This window comes from Streptomyces sp. NPDC026522 (assembly GCF_055567555.1).
In genome coordinates, this window is the sequence record NZ_JBVHQF010000013.1 from 190,251 (window position 1) to 208,277 (window position 18,027).

12 protein-coding genes and 3 pseudogenes are annotated in these 18,027 nt (G+C 67.9%); 8 read left to right on the forward strand and 7 right to left on the reverse strand.

Annotation, left to right across the window (positions count from 1 at the left end; genetic code table 11):
• Window positions 1–243: 243 nt before the first annotated feature.
• Complete coding sequence (locus tag ACZ4M3_RS29950; protein ID WP_467737885.1) at window positions 244–2,457, reverse strand: MMPL family transporter; 2,214 nt, start codon at window positions 2,455–2,457, stop codon at window positions 244–246.
• Window positions 2,458–2,596: 139 nt separating this feature from the next.
• Between ACZ4M3_RS29950 and ACZ4M3_RS29955 the strand changes: the two genes are divergently transcribed.
• On the forward strand, window positions 2,597–3,424 hold the full coding sequence (locus ACZ4M3_RS29955) for a TetR/AcrR family transcriptional regulator (protein ID WP_467737887.1): 828 nt from the start codon (window positions 2,597–2,599) through the stop codon (window positions 3,422–3,424).
• Between the two features lie 192 nt (window positions 3,425–3,616).
• On the opposite strand, the gene ACZ4M3_RS29960 is transcribed toward ACZ4M3_RS29955, so the two are convergent.
• The 4 genes from ACZ4M3_RS29960 to ACZ4M3_RS29975 all read right to left on the reverse strand — a co-directional run bounded on the left by ACZ4M3_RS29960 (window position 3,617) and on the right by ACZ4M3_RS29975 (window position 7,552).
• Window positions 3,617–4,303, reverse strand: coding sequence for an SDR family NAD(P)-dependent oxidoreductase (locus ACZ4M3_RS29960; RefSeq protein WP_467737889.1), 687 nt, complete (start codon window positions 4,301–4,303; stop codon window positions 3,617–3,619).
• 83 nt (window positions 4,304–4,386) lie between these two features.
• On the reverse strand, window positions 4,387–4,779 hold the full coding sequence (locus ACZ4M3_RS29965) for an ester cyclase (protein WP_467737891.1): 393 nt from the start codon (window positions 4,777–4,779) through the stop codon (window positions 4,387–4,389).
• A 438-nt stretch (window positions 4,780–5,217) separates the two neighbouring features.
• Window positions 5,218–6,132 (reverse strand): NAD-dependent epimerase/dehydratase family protein, encoded by a 915-nt coding sequence (locus ACZ4M3_RS29970; RefSeq protein ID WP_467737893.1) that lies wholly within the window; start codon window positions 6,130–6,132, stop codon window positions 5,218–5,220.
• Window positions 6,133–7,072: 940 nt separating this feature from the next.
• Window positions 7,073–7,552, reverse strand: coding sequence for a CGNR zinc finger domain-containing protein (locus ACZ4M3_RS29975; RefSeq protein WP_467737895.1), 480 nt, complete (start codon window positions 7,550–7,552; stop codon window positions 7,073–7,075).
• Window positions 7,553–7,659: 107 nt separating this feature from the next.
• Here ACZ4M3_RS29975 and ACZ4M3_RS29980 point away from each other — a divergent pair, with 107 nt between their 5' ends.
• From ACZ4M3_RS29980 to ACZ4M3_RS29990, 3 genes are all read left to right on the forward strand, one after another.
• A complete protein-coding gene (locus ACZ4M3_RS29980; protein WP_467737897.1) occupies window positions 7,660–8,526 on the forward strand; it encodes an alpha/beta fold hydrolase in 867 nt (288 codons plus the stop codon).
• Between the two features lie 287 nt (window positions 8,527–8,813).
• Entirely contained in the window at window positions 8,814–9,101 is a 288-nt protein-coding gene (locus ACZ4M3_RS29985; protein WP_467737899.1) for a hypothetical protein, read from the forward strand.
• A 285-nt stretch (window positions 9,102–9,386) separates the two neighbouring features.
• Window positions 9,387–10,490, forward strand: a complete 1,104-nt coding sequence (locus ACZ4M3_RS29990; protein WP_467737901.1) for a terpene synthase family protein — start codon at window positions 9,387–9,389, stop codon at window positions 10,488–10,490.
• Here ACZ4M3_RS29990 and ACZ4M3_RS29995 read toward each other — a convergent pair.
• Window positions 10,439–11,044, reverse strand: a pseudogene (locus tag ACZ4M3_RS29995) (transposase); the annotation flags it as partial. The gene ACZ4M3_RS29990 and the pseudogene ACZ4M3_RS29995 sit on opposite strands and share 52 nt — an antisense overlap.
• 68 nt (window positions 11,045–11,112) lie before the next feature.
• Between ACZ4M3_RS29995 and ACZ4M3_RS30000 the strand changes: the two are divergent.
• The 3 genes and pseudogenes from ACZ4M3_RS30000 to ACZ4M3_RS30010 form a co-directional block, all read left to right on the forward strand.
• A pseudogene (locus ACZ4M3_RS30000) lies at window positions 11,113–11,447 on the forward strand (MerR family transcriptional regulator).
• 697 nt (window positions 11,448–12,144) lie between these two features.
• Window positions 12,145–12,612 (forward strand): lamin tail domain-containing protein, encoded by a 468-nt coding sequence (locus ACZ4M3_RS30005; protein ID WP_467737903.1) that lies wholly within the window; start codon window positions 12,145–12,147, stop codon window positions 12,610–12,612.
• A gap of 604 nt (window positions 12,613–13,216) precedes the next feature.
• A pseudogene (locus ACZ4M3_RS30010) lies at window positions 13,217–13,384 on the forward strand (site-specific integrase); the annotation flags it as partial.
• Between the two features lie 145 nt (window positions 13,385–13,529).
• Here ACZ4M3_RS30010 and ACZ4M3_RS30015 read toward each other — a convergent pair.
• The gene (locus tag ACZ4M3_RS30015; RefSeq protein WP_467738017.1) at window positions 13,530–13,709 is read right to left on the reverse strand and encodes a hypothetical protein; all 180 of its coding nucleotides are present in this window, start codon (window positions 13,707–13,709) and stop codon (window positions 13,530–13,532) included.
• Window positions 13,710–13,897: 188 nt separating this feature from the next.
• Here ACZ4M3_RS30015 and ACZ4M3_RS30020 point away from each other — a divergent pair, with 188 nt between their 5' ends.
• Window positions 13,898–17,878 (forward strand): tetratricopeptide repeat protein, encoded by a 3,981-nt coding sequence (locus tag ACZ4M3_RS30020; protein WP_467737905.1) that lies wholly within the window; start codon window positions 13,898–13,900, stop codon window positions 17,876–17,878.
• Window positions 17,879–18,027: the final 149 nt, after the last annotated feature.

The following is an 18,027-nucleotide window of genomic DNA, read 5'->3' on the forward strand; positions in this document are numbered from 1 at the left end:
ACGGCCCAAACCCCCTGTTGGGAGACCCCCGGTTATGTGGCGCGGAGGACCCCTGGCGGCCTTTCCTCCTTGTGGGGCCTTGGGGGGGAGAACCCCCCTCCCCCCCCCCCCCACCGGAGCCGTGCACCCTGGATCATCCGCACGCCGAGGACGGCCAGGGGCGCTGACTCGTCAGCAGAATCACGGGCCGCTGGGCGGCGTCACCCCGGGGAATGGTGTCGGGCCGAACGCTGTGGGCCGGAGTCAAACCCGTGAGCCTGCGGGTTCGGGCGCCGCAGCGGGCTCGGGCGCGCTTTCGCTGAGGCCGAACCGGCTGTGGAACCTGCGCAGGAAGCCGGGCGCGTACCAGGCTGAGCCGCCGAGCAGGTGCATCGCGGCCGGGACGAGGACACCGCGGATGGCGACGGCGTCGATGAGGATGGCCAGCCCGCTGCCCAGGCCGAACATCTGCATGAAGCTGAGCTTGGCTGTACCGAAGGCGAAGAAACTCACTGCGAGCAGGCAGGCGGCGGCGGTGACGATGCGCCCGGTGTGCCCGAGGCCGTTGGTAACGGCGGACTCGGTGTCCTCGCCCTGGTCGTGGAGTTCCTTGATCCGGCTGGTGACGAACACCTCGTAGTCCATCGACAGACCGAAGACGATGCAGAACATCAGCACGGTCATCGACATCTCCATCGGCTGCGCGGTGAAGCCGAGCGGGGAGGAGAGATGGCCGTCCTGGAAGATCCAGGTCATGAGGCCGAGCGTCGCCACAAGGGTGATCGCGTTCAGGGCCAGGGCGCGCAGCGGCTGCACGATACTGCCGGTGAACAGGAAGAGCAGGATGAACGTGGTCAGGACGACCAGCGCGATGGCGAGCGGGATTTGGCCGCTGATGGAGTGCTTGGCGTCGACCAGTTCGGCGTCGAGGCCGCCCACGAGCGGGTGGGTGCCGGGGGGTGGGGTGAGCGCTCGTACGTCGCCGACCAGGCTCTGTGCCGCGTCGGACTTTGGCGTCAAGGAGCTGACGATGCTTATCCGTTGGTCGTCCGGGCGGCTGAGGTTGGCGCTGCCGGGACCGGCCGCCGATTCTTTCCCGTGGGTGTACATGCCGTTGCCGGTCTCTACCCGTACCACGCCCTTGAGCTGGGACAGTTGATCGGCGTACTTATCCAACGGGGCCTTGTCCACGTTCCGGCCGATGACGATCTGGAGGGCGGCGTTCTCGTTGCCGTTGAAGTTCTTCCGGAGCGTCGCGGAGACACGGCGGCTCTCGGCGTGCTTGGGCAGCACGCGTTCGTCCGGGGTGCCGAAGGTGATGCCGAGCAGCGGGCTCGCCGCCACCAGCAGGACCGCGAGGACGGGCAGCGCGGTGAGCGCGGGCCGCCGCATGACGGTACGAGCCAGCCGCGCCCATATGGAGACGCGCGTGGCGACGTTCGCGGTCTTCGCCCAGGGCATCTGCCCCTTGTTGACCCGGTTCCCCAGGACGACGAGCAGCGGCGGCATGACGAACAGCGCGCTGACGGCCGCGATGGCGACGACGCCGACCCCGGCGAAGCCGAACGAGCGCAGGAAATACTGCGGGAAGACGAGAAGCGCCGCGAGTGCGGCGGCCACGGTGGAGGCGGAGAACGCGACGGTGCGGCCGGCGGTGTGCACCGTCTGACGCACGGCGTCCTCCACGCTCGCGCCGGTCGCGAGCTGTTCCCTGAACCGGCTGATCATCAACAGGCCGTAGTCGATGCCCAGCCCCAGACCGAGAGCCGTGGTGAGGTTGGTCGCCGTGTTCGAGACGTTGGTGACGTCGGCGAGCAGGGACAGTTCGGCGAACGACCCCAGGATGGCGATGACGGCGATGACCAGCGGCAGCAGCGCGGCGACCACGCTGCCGAAAACGAACAGCAGCAGTATGAGGGTCAGCGGGATCGCGATCAGCTCGGCCAGTTCAAGATCCTCGACCACCTGCGTCGACATGTCGTTGCCGACGGCGGCCACCCCGCCGGCCCGTACCGTGAGGGCTTTGTTGTACGTGCCGTCGTAAGCGTCGAGCAGGCTCGTGGCGTTCTTCTGCTGCTGGGTCGGGTCGCCTTTGACGTGGGCGAGGACCATGGCCTCGCGACCGTCTTCGGACAGGAGTTGGGCGCTCCGCGTGTCCCAGTACGAGAAGACGTTCGCGAGCGTCTTCTCCTTCTTCAGGCTCGCGACCAGTGCCTTGCCGTTCTGCTCGGCAGACGGGGTGTCGACCCGGCCGTGGCCGGCGCGGACCAGCAGCACGAGGTTGGTCTCGCCGCCGAAATTCTTGTCGATGAGATTGCGTGCCCGGGTGGACTGGGAAGCCGGGTCATCGAAGCCGCCGCCAAGCAGTTTGGTGAATGCGCCGCTACCGAGGGCACCCACGAGAGCTGTCGCCACGACGGCGACGACGAGTACCAGCCGGGCCCGGCGGATCGCCAGCTCGGCTATGCGTTCGAACACGCGGAATCTCCTTTACGTTCAATGATCTGCGGGAACGCGATGAAGCTAGGGGAGGCCATGGGGAGGTTGGCAGTGCGAGATTTCCTTGACAGTGCTCGGTTTATGTTCAGGTGCCAGAGGCGCACCGTAGGGTGGGTGCATGCCTGTACCCGAACGGCCGAAGACCGCCGTCCCGCCGACTCCGTACGCGCCGTCTTCTCCGCCCACGCTGCGTGAGCGGCGACGGGCCGCGGCGGTGCGGGAGATTCTGGACGCCGCCGAACTGCACGTCACCGAGCACGGTCCTGAGGGGTTGTCACTGCGGGCCGTCGCGCGCAGCCTCGGCATGACCGTGCAGGCGCTCTACCACTATTTCCCCAACCGGGATGCCCTCGTTACGACGCTCGTCACCAAGGGGTACGAGGACCTGTTCGCCGCCGTCCAGGCCGCCGTCGATTCGACGGCCGACTCGGCTGCGGGCACTGCGGCGGACTCGGTGACGGACCGGCCGTTCGGGTCGCGTCTGCTGAACGCGACCGAGGGCTACCGGGCATGGGCCATCGCCCACCCCGAACGGTTCAAGCTCCTGTTCGGGACACCGCTGCGGGGCTACGCGGCCCCGGCCGACGGCGCCTCCACCATTGCCGCCCGCCGGATGGGCACCATATTCCAGAACGAACTCTTCGGCGGCTTCAGCCCGGAGCAACTCGCGGCAGCCGACATCCCTTCGCTGTCGCCCCAGCTTCGGGCCCACCTGCACCATCTGCCCCCGGACGGACCAGGAGTCCTCCCGCCGCCCGCGATCACCCTGCTCATGGAGGCGTGGGGACGCATGCACGGCATGGTCCTCCTTGAGGTGTTCGGACACACCTCGTTCCTCGGAGACCACCAGGCCGAGATCTTCCACCTCGCGATGCGCAACATGCTCGCGGACATCCACCGCCGAATCCCGTTGGGCGCGGGCGCCGTTGAAGCCGGGGCGGTGTGAGGTGCGTCCAGGTGTGACGTCCGGGCGTGGCGTCAGACGCGCCGTTCGTGCGGCAACGGCGTGCACGGGCGCGGAGCGGACCCGAGGATGTGTTCAGCACGGCTCGCCCGAACGGGACGGGACACCGCGTGGATGTGGCCGGTGACCCGCCGGCCTGGGCGCAGCTGGCCTCTCCCAGCCGCGTTTGCCTGCCTACCAGGGCACCTCCCCGTTTTCGTCCTGGAAGGTGCCGGTCGGGCCGTCCGCGTCGAGTGTGGCGAGACGTACGACGACCCTCGCGCTCTCCTCCGGCGTCCTGCCGACACCGAAGGCCGCCGTCAGGTCCGTCGCGGTGGTGCCGGGTTCGACGGCATTGAACTTGATGCTCGGATGGGCCTTGGCGTACTGGACGGTGAGCATGGTGGCGGCGGCCTTGGACGCCGAGTACAGCGCCAGCGGCAAGGCGTACTCGGGACGGTCCGGGTTCGTCACGGCCCAGAAGGATCCGGCGCTGCTGGAGACGGTCACCACGGTGGGGTTCGCGGACTTGCGCAGCAGGGGCAGCGCCGCTTCCGTGACCCGCACGAGGCCGACCGCGTTGGTGTCGAAGGCGCCCAGGGCGGTGGGGCCGTCAAGGGCTCCGCTCCCCAAGATGCCTGCGTTGTTCACCAGGACGTCGAGCCGGCCCTCGGCTGCGTCGATGGCCGCCAGCGCGCTGTGCACGGAGACGTCATCGGTCACATCGAGCTGCACGAATCTCGCGTCCAACGTCGCCGCGGCCTGCTGTCCGCGCTCGACGTCCCGCGCGCCGAGGTAGACCACGTGGCCCTGCGCCAGCAGCTGTCGGGCGGTCTCGAAGCCGATGCCCTTGTTGGCCCCGGTGATCAGTGTGATGGTCATGCAGATCCTCGCAAGTGAAGTACCCGAGCGGATTGTTCTCGGTGTGCGGACATGTCTGAGTGGGGCAGGCGCGAACTTGCAGGTCAGCCGGTCAGCTGCCGGCGCAGTTCACCGGCGTCGTGCAAGGCGGTCATGTGCACGAACCGCCCGTCGCGGACCTGGTAGATGGCGTACTCGACGATCTCGAACGAGGCGCCGGTGGGAGCCACGCCGAGCCAGGGCTGCACGGGGGTGCCGGTGTTGATCAGGCGCGCAGCCAGACGGTCACCGTCGAACAGCAGCTCCTGCAAGTCCCAGTGCAGGTCCGGTACCGCGTCCACGTCCTGCCGTTGCACGGCCAGGAGGTCGTCGCGGGTGGCAAGCTCGCCGTTCAACGTGGTCCTGTCGTTGATGAATGCGTCCATGGCATCGAATCGGTGGGCGTTGAGCGCTTCGAGGTAGCGCCGGTAGAACGTGCGCAGATCACTGTCGGACATGTAAGGGCCTTTCAATGGGGTGGCTCCGGAGCGGGCCGCGCGTGGAGGGCCAGGGCGGATGTGCCCCGCCGCGACCGTGCCGGACGGCCGCGGCGGGGGCCCGCCGGTCAGCGTCACGTCGGAGCAAGACGCTGTGCTCGGCTCCGGTTGGCGTTGAGCTCGTCGCGCGTTTCGTGCGCCGGCGCGGTCCAGAGGGTTGACCGGGGGACGTGCGTCACAAGGCGCTCAGTGGACTGTTGTTGACGGCGAAACCGAACTGGTCGCAAAGCCGGGGTCACGAGGCCGACGGCGTCGGGACGTTGCTGGAGGTCGGAAGCGCCAGCCGGTCGGGGCGCCCGCGGGCGGCCGGCTGGCGAGGCGGGCGAAGTGACCGTCGCACCAGATCATGTAGTTGTTCGTGTCCAATCTCGCTGCTTACTTTCGAAATCGGGAGGCGGATCAAGGGCCGGCGGCACTCACCTGATCATTGATTATGATGTCTAGGTCGGTGGCGGTGAGACCGAAGGCGTCAGCCGTTTTTGACGCGTCCACGAGAAACGGGGAGTACCACTGATAGTCCATTTCGGCCATTTCACGGGCTGTCGGCACGAAGAGCCCAGCTGTGCGCATTGCCGCGCGTGGCAGCGGGATCAGCTTGACCGGGGGCCGACCCGCAGCCGCGGCGTAGCGCCGCGCCAGTTCACGGATGGTGATGGCCGACGGCGACGGCACATGCCATGCCTGACCCCACGCACGCTCATCATTTCCCAGTGCGACCAGGGCCTGAGCCATGTCTCCGTTGAAGGTGAAGGTATGTGGCGCGTCTAGATCAGCAGGCACCCAGGCTACTCGGCCCGTCTTCATTGCCGGCTCAATGATTATGGAATACAGGCCATTCGAGTCCCTACCGATGTAGTCGGACCCGCGAACCTCCACAGTGCGGACTCCGGCGTCAAGGGCCTGCTCCCACAGCCGTTTACGGAGACGGCCTTTAGGTCCAGTGGCGGCCATGGGGGTGTATTCGTTCATCATGCCGCCAGGCTGCGGGCCATAAGCGTACATGCTGCCAGTAATTGCCAGCACGGCGCTGTTTTCTTTCGCAGCTGTGATGACCGCATTCTGTATGGGCGGCAACAGCCGTTCCCACATTGTGTAGGACGTCGGGTTTGCGCAGTGATAGATTACCTTTGCGCCGCGAGACAGTTCGGTCAAGCGCCCCGGGTCGGAAGCATCTGCGGCGACCCTTTCTACCTGCGGATACATCGGGCCCGAGCCGCTGCGCGTGACGACGCGGACGCTTTCGCCGCGGTCGGCGAGTAGGCGAGCGACATTCGTGCCGATGGAACCGGCGCCAATAACGACATGTGTGGCCATGATGGGCTCTTTCGTATAGATAGGCGTCCCTCAAGCAAAGTTCGCCGAAAAGCCGTATGGAAATGGGTAAGGGCTCGTGGCAATCTCGCGGTCCGTCTTCGTACTTCGTCACCGGTGGTGTCGACGAGTCGTGACGCTAGCCGGGCCTCACTGCGATTTGGCAGGGATAGATTTTTCTAACACTGTCAGGTACCACCTCAGATCTTGTTACTGGTGATCGGTGTTGACCGTTGTCCGGTCCCGCTGATGGATGTGAGCGTGGAGCACGTTGAGGGTGGGCAGCGGAACTGGCTGCCCTGACGGGCGGGGTTGGGGGCATCTGTTCGGCCGGCCGGAGCCGCGGGAAGTGTTCGTCGATCTGATCGAGGGGCTGCTGTGACCTGGGCCGAAAGAACGGCTGGACGATGACCGGGGGAGTCGGGCATGTCGCCCCGCACCGGATCCAGAACTTTCGGGGCGAGGCGTCTTGGAGCGCGGAGGGGCCGTTGTCCGAGGTTCAGGCTTACGCAGCACGGGAGTGGGCGGCTCCGAGCGCGCTAATGCTGGACGACACTCAGGTGATCACTCGAGGTCCCCTTCGTCACCAAGCCGCAGCTCGGCATCGCCATGCTGCAGGGTGCGGTGGCCGGGCTTCCGTTCTCCTGGGTGGCTGCTGACGCGGACCCCGCTCTGAGGTCCTGGCTGCACGGGCAGAGAAGGCTCGTCGCCTTGATCCGTCCGAAGGCTCCCCGTGCGGGCACCGCCACGTCACCTGCGCGATGCTCGCCCTGGCATTCCTGACCGCCCCGCGCGCCCGCCGCCCCGGGCGCGGGGCTTCGAGGTGCAGCGTGAGCCGGTGGGCAAGCGCATCAGCTCTTTAACGTCCGCTGGCGAATGGTGCATCGAGCTTGATCATTCGCGTGTCGGCTTGTGGGGAACGCGTGTTGGCACGCGGGAGGGGTCAGCGGGTGCGTTCGTAGTGGCGGCGTGCCTTTTCGCGGTTGCCGCAGACAGCCATTGAGCACCAGCGCGCACGGTTGGCGCGGCTGCGGTCGAGCAGGAACAGCCGGCACTCGGCGTTGGCGCAGGGGCGGAGTCGGCCGGGTAGTCGCTCCTCGGTGGCGGCCCAGGCGAGGACCACCTCGACGGCCAACCGAGCGTGCGGGGCAGTCTTGACCGTCCACTGAAGGCCATCCGAAGTGATCTCCGGAATCTGGTGGACCCCTTCGAGCAGCGGGCTCAGCACGGCGGGCGGGCTTTGTCCGCGCACGACGTCTCGCAGGGCGTCCCGTGTCTCGCGCAGCAACGCCAGTTCCGCGAAGCTGCCGTCGCCGCCGCGCTCCCGCGCCCAGCGCCGGCCGTTGGCCGGGTCTCCGAGCATGTCCTGTTCCTCGCCGTTGACCAGTGGCCTGCTGTTGAGCAGGTCCAACAGCACGTCCATCGGCCGTCATCCTCTCTAACCAGATTGAATCCTTTGACAGGTTAGTTCATCTCATGCTTGCATGGCGAGGAAGGAACTAACCGGATCGAGCATCTGAAGGGGTTATAATGAGGTTAGTGCACCACCGGACCGCCACCGTCGACGGCCACGAGATCTTCTACCGCGAAGCCGGCCCGGCCGACGCCCCCGCGATCGTCCTGCTGCACGGTTACCCGACGAGCTCGTTCATGTTCCGCGAACTCATCCCGTTGCTGGCCGACAACTACCACGTCATCGCCCCGGACCACCTCGGCTTCGGCCACTCCGCCGCCCCCCTCGTAGGGAAGTTCACCTACACCTTCGACGCCCTCGCCGAACTCACCTCAGCACTGCTCGACCAGCTGGGCCTGGACCGCTACACCCTCTACGTCCAGGACTACGGCGCTCCCATCGGATGGCGCCTCGCGCTCAGGCACCCCGAACGGATCTCCGCCCTCGTCACCCAGAACGGCAACGGCTACGAGGACGGCTTCGTCGAGTCGTTCTGGACCGACGTCTGGGCCTACGGGGCGAACCCCGGCCCCGACACCGAACCCGCCGTCCGCGCCGCGCTGGGCATCGACGCCATCCGCTGGCAGTACCAGCACGGCGTGCCCGACCCGAGCGTAGTCAGCCCGGACACCTGGGAGCACGACTTCGCCCTCGTCTCTCGCGAGGGCAACGACGAGGTCCAGCTGGCGCTGTTCCGCGACTACCGGAACAACTGCCCGCTCTACCCGCTACTGCACGAGTTCCTGCGCACCCGCGAGGTCCCGGTGCTCGCTGTGTGGGGCCGCAACGACGAAATCTTCGGCCCGGCCGGCGCGCAGGCCTTCGCCCGCGACGCCAAGGACGCCGAGGTGCACCTGATCAACGGCGGTCACTTCCTGCTGGAGAGTCACCTGGACGTCGTCACGGGTTACCTGCGCGGCTTCCTCGGGCGGGTGCTGGGCTGACGTCGCGGCTCAGGCCGCCCGCTGGGGCTCTGAGGCCGACGCCACACCGCAGGGCTGAGCGCTGGCAGCGGGCACTTCCGACGGGCCGCAGTGCATCAGATCTGCGCGGTCGAACCCTCACGCGGTGTCGGGGCGTCGGGCTAGCCGATGACTTGAGTACGGTCTCACGGGAGCAGGCAGGCGACGCCGTCCGTGGACGAATACGGAGGTCAGCGGTGAGGCATCAGCACGAACCGACGGGGTCACTCCGCGCAGACGTCGGCGCGGCCCGGGCTGCGCCGATCCACATGATCGTGCTCCCCGGCGGCGGGTACGCGACACACTCGGTACACGAAGCGGAGCCGATCGCATGCTGGCTCGGTGGGCTGGACATCTCGGCGAGCGTGCTCCGGTACCCGCTCCATGCGCGCCATCCCGAGCCCCTGCTGGCGCTGAGCCGAGATTCGGCGCCGCCGGGAGCAGGGCGCCCGGCTCACCGCTACAACGGCATCGACCACAGCTGGAACGGCGTCACGTCCGGCACCGTTACCCTCCTGCCCGACCTGACCGTCTACAGGGCTGCCAATAGCAACTGACCATCCGCCTCCGACTCGCTGAACGTCGCGGCACTCGAATGCCGGAGTCGCAACGTAGCCAGACTGCAGGACCGTTCCGCCTGGGGATTCCTCTGTCATGCAGGTGTAGACGCTCAAAGAGGTTCTCTGTATGAAGCCAGGCAGTAGACCCCGTCCGGCGCTCGATTGCGGTCGCGAAGGGTGAGTCGCGAGGTCCACACAGTCGAATCCCTACCTAGATGTTGGTCGAACCGCCGTCGCGCGGCTGCCCTTCAACGGCCAGCCCGACGACATGTGAGGAGGAGCATGAAGCCGAACCGCGGCCCGGGCCAAGACCGAGTACCCAGTTTCGTGTACCCGGAGCTGACCCGCCGTCTGCCCGCCGCCCGCATACACCGTGACACCGCCCAGGTCATGGCACGCAGCGAAGCATGGTGCCGGGAACACCTGCGCTGCCTGCTCCCTGACACGCGTGATCTGGAAGCGCACCTCGCCGATCAGAACGCCCTGATGAACATGTTCATCTACCCTGACGCCTCCCCCGATCGCCTCACGACCATTGCCGAGTTCTATGACCTGGTCTTCGCTCTGGACAATCTCCTCGACCAGGTCATAGCCGCGGGCGGTGACGGAGCAGCAGGCCTGGAAGCGGTCTTCGGTCCCCTCGCTTCGCTGCTGGAGAACGCAAGCACGGTTCGGCAACCGGGCTACCTGGGCGAGGTCCAGGACATGCTGGACCGCCTCGACGCAGGGCTGTCCATCCGGCAGCGGGACCGGCTGCGCCGGGGCATCCTGGAGTTCGCCGAGGGCTGCCTGAGCGAGGCCCACCTGCGCGCCAACGGCGGTATCACCGATGTCGCTACCTATCGTCGCGCCCGCATGGCTTCCAGCTTCGGGCGTGTATCAATGCTCATGGTCGAGTACGGGCTGGGAACCGACGTCAGCCAGGACATGGAGTCCTGCCCGTCCCTGCACACCCTGTCGAAGGCCGCCATCTGGTATGCGCTGCTCGTCAATGACCTGGTCTCCTATCGCCGGGAACTCGCCGACGGTGACGACAGCTTCAACCTGCTCGGCGTGTACACCCGTCATCAACGGCTCCCCCTGCAGCAGGCCGTGGACCGCCTGTGCCAGCTCATCCACGAAGCGGAGGAGGTGTTCTACACCGACTACGACGCGGTCCTCGCCTCACCTGCCGGATCTTGCGAACAGGTGCAGGCCTATCTCCGCGGCGCCGAGATGTTCTGCTCGGGATGGGTGCGCTCCGCGCTGGTATCCAGCCGCTACCACGGCTCCGAGTACTTCTGGCGTGGCGTTGGCCCAGTCCGCGATGCGGTCACCTCCGGGACCATGCACCTCTACCCGGACCACACCGAATTCCTGCCCGCTTCATTCAGGGCGACCACCTGACATCCCTGCCGACGTCGCCTCTCGTTCCCTCGCGCACGGCCCCAGAGGTCCGAGAGTTGGGGTCGTAGCGGATACTCATGAGGGCAGACATGTAGAACACGCGTTTGAGGCCACGGTGGTAGTGGCGGCCGGTGAAGGTTGCCGGTCTTCCTCCCTGAGTCGTGCGGGGCCGGCGCCAGCCCGGCGAAGGCGGCCAGCCGGTCCGGAGTCGCGAAGAAGGCGAGGTCACTGCCGACCCCTGCGAGGAACTCGGCACCGAGAAGCGGGCCGATCCCGGGCATGCTGGTGATGATTTCCGCGAGGTCGTGGGCGCGGAAGCGGTTCTCGATAAGCCGGTCGATCTCCGCCACCTTCTCGTTCAACACTCGTACGTTGGCGGCGAGGGTCTGCACCAGCTGGGCGATGACCGCTTTGCCGGGTACCGCGCTGTGCTTCTGTTCGGCGGCTTCGACTGCCGTCGTCGCGAGGTCGCGGCGGATGCGTGCCTGGTCGGCGATCACCAGGGCATCACGGGCGTCGGTCTTGCCCTCGCCGCGGTAGCCGTCGCTGGCCCGAGTAGTTCCTTCGGGGCCCTGGTGCCATAGGCACCAGGGCCCCTCCACGTGTTCCACGGGAAGGTGTGATGACCGCAGACGATCCGTTCGGCCGTCTCGATGACGACGACTACCCCGCCTACACCATGGGCCGGGCCGCCGACATGCTCGGCACCACCCAGGGCTTCCTCCGGGCCATCGGCGAGCACCGCCTCATCACCCCCCTGCGCTCGCCGGGCGGGCATCGCCGCTACTCCCGCTACCAGCTGCGTATCGCCGCGCGCGCGAGCTCGTCGACCAGGGCACCCCGATCGAGGCGGCCTGCCGGATCGTCATCCTCGAAGACCAACTCGATGAAGCAAAGCGCATCAACGCCGAATACCGCCGCACCGCCCAATCCCCGTTCCCTCCGGCCGCGGCCTGAAGACCGGCCGGAACCGCCGTCACGCCCGGCGACCCGCCGCACCCGTCCCTGGGTGGTCGTGCGGCGGCCGTGTTGCGGAACCGATTCTGCTCCCGCTCGCCGAGAATGGGATCCACCCCGCCCCGGAAGGCCCCGAGCGTCCGGGGCGGCCCCATGTACTGCCGCGTTCCATGCAGCCGTCGGGTTTCGCCGCAGCCGGGGGAGCCGCGCCGTCCCTGGGACAACGCCGGCAGGGCCTGCCCGGTCGGTGTCGGATACGCCCGGATAAGGCGACCCCGCTGAGTGAGGTCAGCGGAGCTCTGGCCCCTCGCACCAGACGAAGACCGAGGCGAACGGTGCGTGCGTGTGCGAAGAATTCCACAGAACGGTTGTTACCCGATCGGCTACTCCGCGTGAGTGAGAGGGGTCAGGAGTGCGCCTGGTGGTGCGCCGGAGTGCACTGTCTTCGGTTGCCGTTTGCGGGGCCGGTGAGCGTGGAGGCAGCGAATGTCAGGGTCACGGCAGGTGGATGTGGGTGGGGTGTACAGGCAAGCGTGACGGAAATATCCGTAGCCGGTAACCGCCTTCACGGGGCGATGCGCCCGGGTGGGGGCGGGGTCGAGAGTGTGGGCCTCGGCTCGCTCCGGGCCGGGATTCCGCACCGGTTGCCGTCACCCGCTTCGGCGGGTCGGGCACTGTTGTTGAGGGAGCGTCACCCATGTCTTCTGCTTCTTCCTCGGTTCGTCGTATCGCCGCGACCGTTCTGGCCGCCGGGGCCCTGGTGGGGGCTGCCGCCCTGCCGGCCACCGCGCAGGACCGTGACCACGGCCGGCATCCGCGGGTGGAGATCAGCCGGGTCCAGGCCGACAGCCCCGGACGCGACGACCGCTCCAACCGGTCCCTCAACGCCGAGTGGGTGGAGATCACCAACACCACCCGCGACGCCGTCAACCTCCGCGGCTGGACTCTCCGCGATGAGGACGGCAACCGCTACCGCTTCGACAACGTCCGTATCAACGGCCACGCCACCATCCGCATCCACACCGGCACCGGCCACGACACCCGCACCGACCTGTACCAAAACCGCCGCGACTACATCTGGGACAACCACGCCGACACCGCCACGCTGCGCGATGACCGCGGCCACACGGTCGACACCGAGTCCTGGGGCCACCGCCACCACTGACCGGCGTCAAGGTGTCGGCGGCCGTCTGGGCGGCGGGTGGCCGCCGACTCTGCCTTCATGACTGACCTGCCGAAGGCGACCGAGGGCGACGCCAAGCCGAAGCCGCGCCACCAACAGCGCCGGCGCCGCTCCGACGCCATCCGCGAGCCCTACGCCGACGTCGATGGCATGCCCATTGGCATCGGCCAGTCGGTGCCGGTGCGGCCTAGAAAGAGCAGTGCTCGGGCACTGGGGATGGTGGCGTTGCAAGCGTGCCCTACCCCGGCTCCAGATGGTGGGAGGGTAGGTGTCCGCCAAGGGTGGGTACGGATGGCCTCGTCCGCTCAGAAGCGGTTCGAACGGATTCGCCGGCTGGACGTTGCACTACCAGGGGGAGGCGGCTTTATGAGGCGCGGGGGCGAATACTGGATGACCGCCGAAGACGGGGGCGTATTCGCCTTCGGCGATGCCGGCTTCTACGGCTCGATGGCTCCCAAGCCTCGACCACCGCCAACGGGAAGTATTGGCTCAACGCCTGCGACGGCGGAATTTTCACCTTCGGCAATGCCGTCTTCCGCAGGTCCAACCCCATCTATCAGTGCCGTGGAACATGATACGACCGCTCTCGCGCCACGGTAGAAAGAGCGCGGCCGGCGTCACACTCCGCGTCGTCATGGAGATCTCGAGTCGCGCGTAGATCAGCAGCACCATCGACGTGTACATACACATCCAGCAGGACACACAGCGCGAGGCCATGAGCCACATGGACCGGCTGCTCGGGAAGCGGCGTCCCGGCCCGCAGTACTGGCCTCAGCTCGTTGGGGTGAATCGACGAAGCCGGTTCTACCGACGGCCGCCCCGGGGATCCGGACGGTACGGGACGCCGCCGACGCTCCTGGTTGCTGCGGAGCGCCGGCGACCGGGGCGCCGACAGGACCTCAGTTCGAGAACCGGTCGAGCAGCCAGGGGAACACGGGGTCGAGCAGCCAGGTGAAAACGGCACGGGCGGCGCCGCCGGCAGCGGCACCGAGCACGGTCGCCGCCCAGGGCGTCTGCTCGCGCCGGGGCGGGCGGGGCCGGCTGGATCGACGGGGCCGGCGGGTACGGGGCATCGTCATCGTTCTCCTTCGGGATGGACGGCGGAGGGTGGCGTCGGCCGACGAAGAAGACGATCCAGGTCTTGGTGCCCGCGGCGGGGATGTTGGGACGCCTCGGAAAATCCAGGAGATTTGCCCTGGTCACACCAGGTGTGGATGTGGATCACCCGGGACGATCCGGGACGGGCCTGATGGTGGGGAGAGTCGACATGACGGCAATGGAAGAAGCCCGGCGGTACTTCGCGGGCACCCTGGCCGAGGTACGCCGAGATGCCGGGCCTCCCTCGCTCGCGGAGTTGGAAAGGGTCAGCGGCGGGCGACTGACGCAGTCCACCGTCAACAGGGTGCTTCTAGGCCAGTTTGTGGAACCTCCGGAGTGGGAATTCGTCGACTTCTTTCTCAAGGCATGTAGGACGTTCGCCGAGGAGAAAAGGAGGTCGGTGACCGAATCGCTGTTCGAGGAGACCTTGTGGCGACGACGCCATGCAGATCTGGTGGTCTTGTGGGAGGCGCACCGGAGAGACGAAGGGGCCGAGCTCCCTCCGGGAGTCCAGCGCTTCCCGCTGAACGACGTGCAGCCACCGGTAGTGGATCTGGGTGAACAGCCGAGCCAGTTGCTGCTGGCCCGCCACGAGGTGGTGCCGTTCACCGGCCGGGCGGACGAGCTGACCATGCTGGAGCACTGGCGGGACGGGAAGACGCCGGACGGGCGGCCGATCGTGGCCTCGGTGGCGTTGCTGCACGGAGGAGGAGGGCAGGGGAAGACCCGGCTGGCCGCCGAACTGGCCCGTCGCACTGCCGCCGCGGGGGGATGGAAGGTGTGGCAGGCCGTCCGGACCGGCACGGTCACGGCGGACACCCCCCACCCCAAGAAGTCGGCACTGGGACGCAACGCGCTGGTGGTGGTCGACTACGCCGAACGCTGGCCCGCGCCGGAACTCGATTCCCTCATGGGGAAGCTCTCCGCCCGGCGTGGCGCACGGCTCAGGGTCCTCCTCATCGCCCGCTCGGAAAGCTGGTGGTACTCCCTGGTGGACGATTTCCGCAAAAAGGGCTATGCAGACGAAGCGATCCCGCTGAAGGCACTTCCCGAGGGGGACATCGCCGCCCGGCTCGAGGCGTTCACGGTCGCCCGTGAGCGCTTCGCCGACGCCCTCGGGGTGCCGGAGAAGGAAGCCGAGACCATCGCAGAGCCAGGGAACTTGGACCACGAGGCCTACGGTTTGACGCTGACCGTGCACATGGCCGCGCTGGTGGCCGTGTACGCCCACATCTGCCGCGGCGAAGCACCACGTAATCCGGGCGCGCTCTCGGCGTACCTGCTGGACCGCGAATACAGCCACTGGGCGAAGCTGACGCAGGCTAAGAACAACTGCCTCGTACCGGCGGGCGTCATGGCGCAGACCGTGTACACCGCGACCCTCACGCGTCCCAGGCGACTCCCGGCGGCGCTCGCCGCCCTGAAGGACGCTCTGGTGGGTGATCCGGCGTCCCATCTTCAGGTCTTGGAAGAACATGCCGCGTGCTACCCCGCCGATGATGCGCAGACGTACCTGGAACCGCTCTACCCCGACCGCCTCGGCGAGGACTTCGTAGGCCTCAGCACACCGGGTGCCCCGGCCGGCGGGCGCCTGCGGATGGGCTGGGCCTGGCGGGCCGCGGCGCGGCTGCTCGGAGTCAACGCCGACGTGCCCGCTGATGCCAAGGCCGACCCCCACGCACGCGCCCGGCCGGACGCTCCGGCCGACACCCCCGCAGGCGTTCGAACCGACGCCCCCGCTCCGGAGTGGCGCCGCGATGTCCTCACCAACCTGATCAACGCCGCCGCGCGCTGGCCACACCTCGCCGCCGGCGAACTGGCTCCATTGGCCCTCGAGCATCCCGGCCTCATGCTCCACGCGGGCAACGCCGCCCTGGCCACCTTGGCCCGAATCAAGGAGATCCCCCTCGAAACGCTGGAGGCCATCGAGGCGGTCGCCCCCCCGAGGGATCCAGACCTCGATGTGGGGATCGCCGAAATCACCGATCGCTTTTCCTCCGCCGAACGAATCCGGTCCATCGCGGACCCCGCCGCCAAGACCGTCCTCTACGCGAAGAAGGCGTGGCGCCTGTCCAATTCGGGCCGACACGACGACGCCCTGGAGGCGATAGAGAACGCGGTGGCACTCCATCGCGTCCTCGCGCGCGGCGCCCAGGCGGAACAGTTGTCCTCCCTGGCGTGGGCGCTGAACAGCCTGAGCAACGAACTGCATTGGACTGGGCGCCACCGGGCCGCGCTGGAAGCGGCCGAGGAATCCGTGGCGATCTTCGTGGCGGTCGTGCAGAACCATCCCGAGAAGATCGGCAGTCTTGCGGTCGCCTTCATGACCCTGTCCCTGCGGCTCGATCAGCAGGGGCACACCGCCCGGGGCCTCGAGCTCCTGGAGCACGCGGTCGACATCACCCGGCTCACGGCAGAGGCGAGTCCGGCGGACTTCCGTCCCGACCTGGCCGGAATGCTTCACAACCTGGGATCCCAACTGTCCCACGTCGGCCGGTACCCGGAGGCCCTGGCCGCGGAAACCGAAGCCGTGTCCATCTACCGGCAGCTGATGGAGCAGGAGCCCCGGGCCTACAGCGACGACATGGCCAACGCACTCGACGGCCTGGCGGTCGCACTGGGCGGTGAAGGCCGTCACCGGGAGGCTCTGATGTCCAGCGAGGAGGCGGTCGGATTCCTCCGGGCCGGCGCCGAGGACAATCCCGGCGCCTACGGGCCGCTCCTCGCCAACGCCGTGCTGAACCTCGGTGTCGGGTTCGGCGAGTCGGGTTCCTTGCAGGAGGCCGTACGGTACTGCCGCGAAGCCGTCGGCATGTCCCGCGAGCTCGCGTTCGCAAGCCGGCCAACCCACCTGCCGCTCCTCGCCAGGTCGGTGATGAACCTCGGCATCTGGCTCGACGAGTCGGGATTCCACCGGGAGGCCGTCGGCTTCTCCGAGGAGGCGGTTGCGCTGTTCCGCGAACTCGTCGGGCTCGACTCCAAGAGCCACCTACCCGATCTTGCGGAGGCGCTGCTGAATCTCGGACCCGGTTTGGCGCACGCCGACCGGCTCGCGGAGGGCGCGGACGCCTGCGCTGAAGCCGTCGAACTGTACCGTCGGCTGAGTCCTGACAATCCCGTCGTGTACCGCCGCAAACTCGCCATCGCGCTGATCAACATGGGGAACGGGCACTCCCGGCAAAGGGATCCAGCCGGGGCCGTGGAGTGTTTCAGGGAGGCGGCCGACCTGGCCCGGGAGGTCGCGGAGGGCAACCCCGGCGCGGGCCTGCCGATCCTGGCCGGCGTCCTGACCAACCTCGCGACCCAGTTGAGCAGGGCGGGACTGTCGGCGTCGTCCGTCACAGTGGCCCAGGAAGCCGTAGCCATCCGGCGGCCCCTGGCGGAGGCCGACCCCGGCACACACGAGCCCGGCCTGGCAGCAGCACAGTTGGTCCTCTGCGACGTGCTGAGCCGGGTGGGTCGTCACGAGGAGGCAGCCAAGGAGGGCGCGCAGGCGGTCGCCGTGCTGCAGAAGCTCGCCCACACCGCCCCGGAGGCCCACCGACTACACCTGGCACTCTCGCTCAAGAGCCTCGGTCGGCCACTGACAGAACTGAACCGCCTGCATCAGGCAGTCGCGGTCGCACAGCAGGAGGTCGAAGTCTGGCGGCACTTGGCACAGGCCGACCCCGTCGGCTACGAGTTCCAGTTGGGCACGGCCCTGGACCGGCTCGGTGACCTCCTGGCACAAGTGGGGCGCCACGAAGAAGCGGTCATGGTCGGCGAGCAGGCCGTGGCGCTCTGGCGGCGCATCGATCACCCCGCCGCCGATCAGCTACTGGCGCTCGCCCTCGGCAACCTCGGCGGGCCGCTGACGGCACTGAACCGGCACGAGGACGTCATCGCCGCCGGGGAGGAAGCGCTTCCCATCTGGCGCCGGCTCGCCCGGGAAGCCCCGACCACCTATCGACCCCAGCTCGGGTATCTGCTGATCCTCGTGGTGTGGGTACGGAGCAGCCAAGAGCACGGCCTTCGCGAGGCACTGACCGAGGCGGAGGAAGCGGTGGAGGTCTTCACCGCGCTGGCCGCACAGAATCCGGCGCTGTTCCGGTCCCCGCTTAACGAGGCACTGCGGCTACGCACCCACCTGCGTGCCACCGTCCTCCCGTAACCGGGCTAGGCGTTCTGTCCTGGGAAGTTTTTGTGCAGGTGCCGGTGTGGACGGTCGGGTCGGCGGGAGACGGACGCCGATGCCGTACTCGATCCACCAGCGGAACGGCTCCGGTTGCAGACGCCGACGTGCCTGCACCTCATCGATGG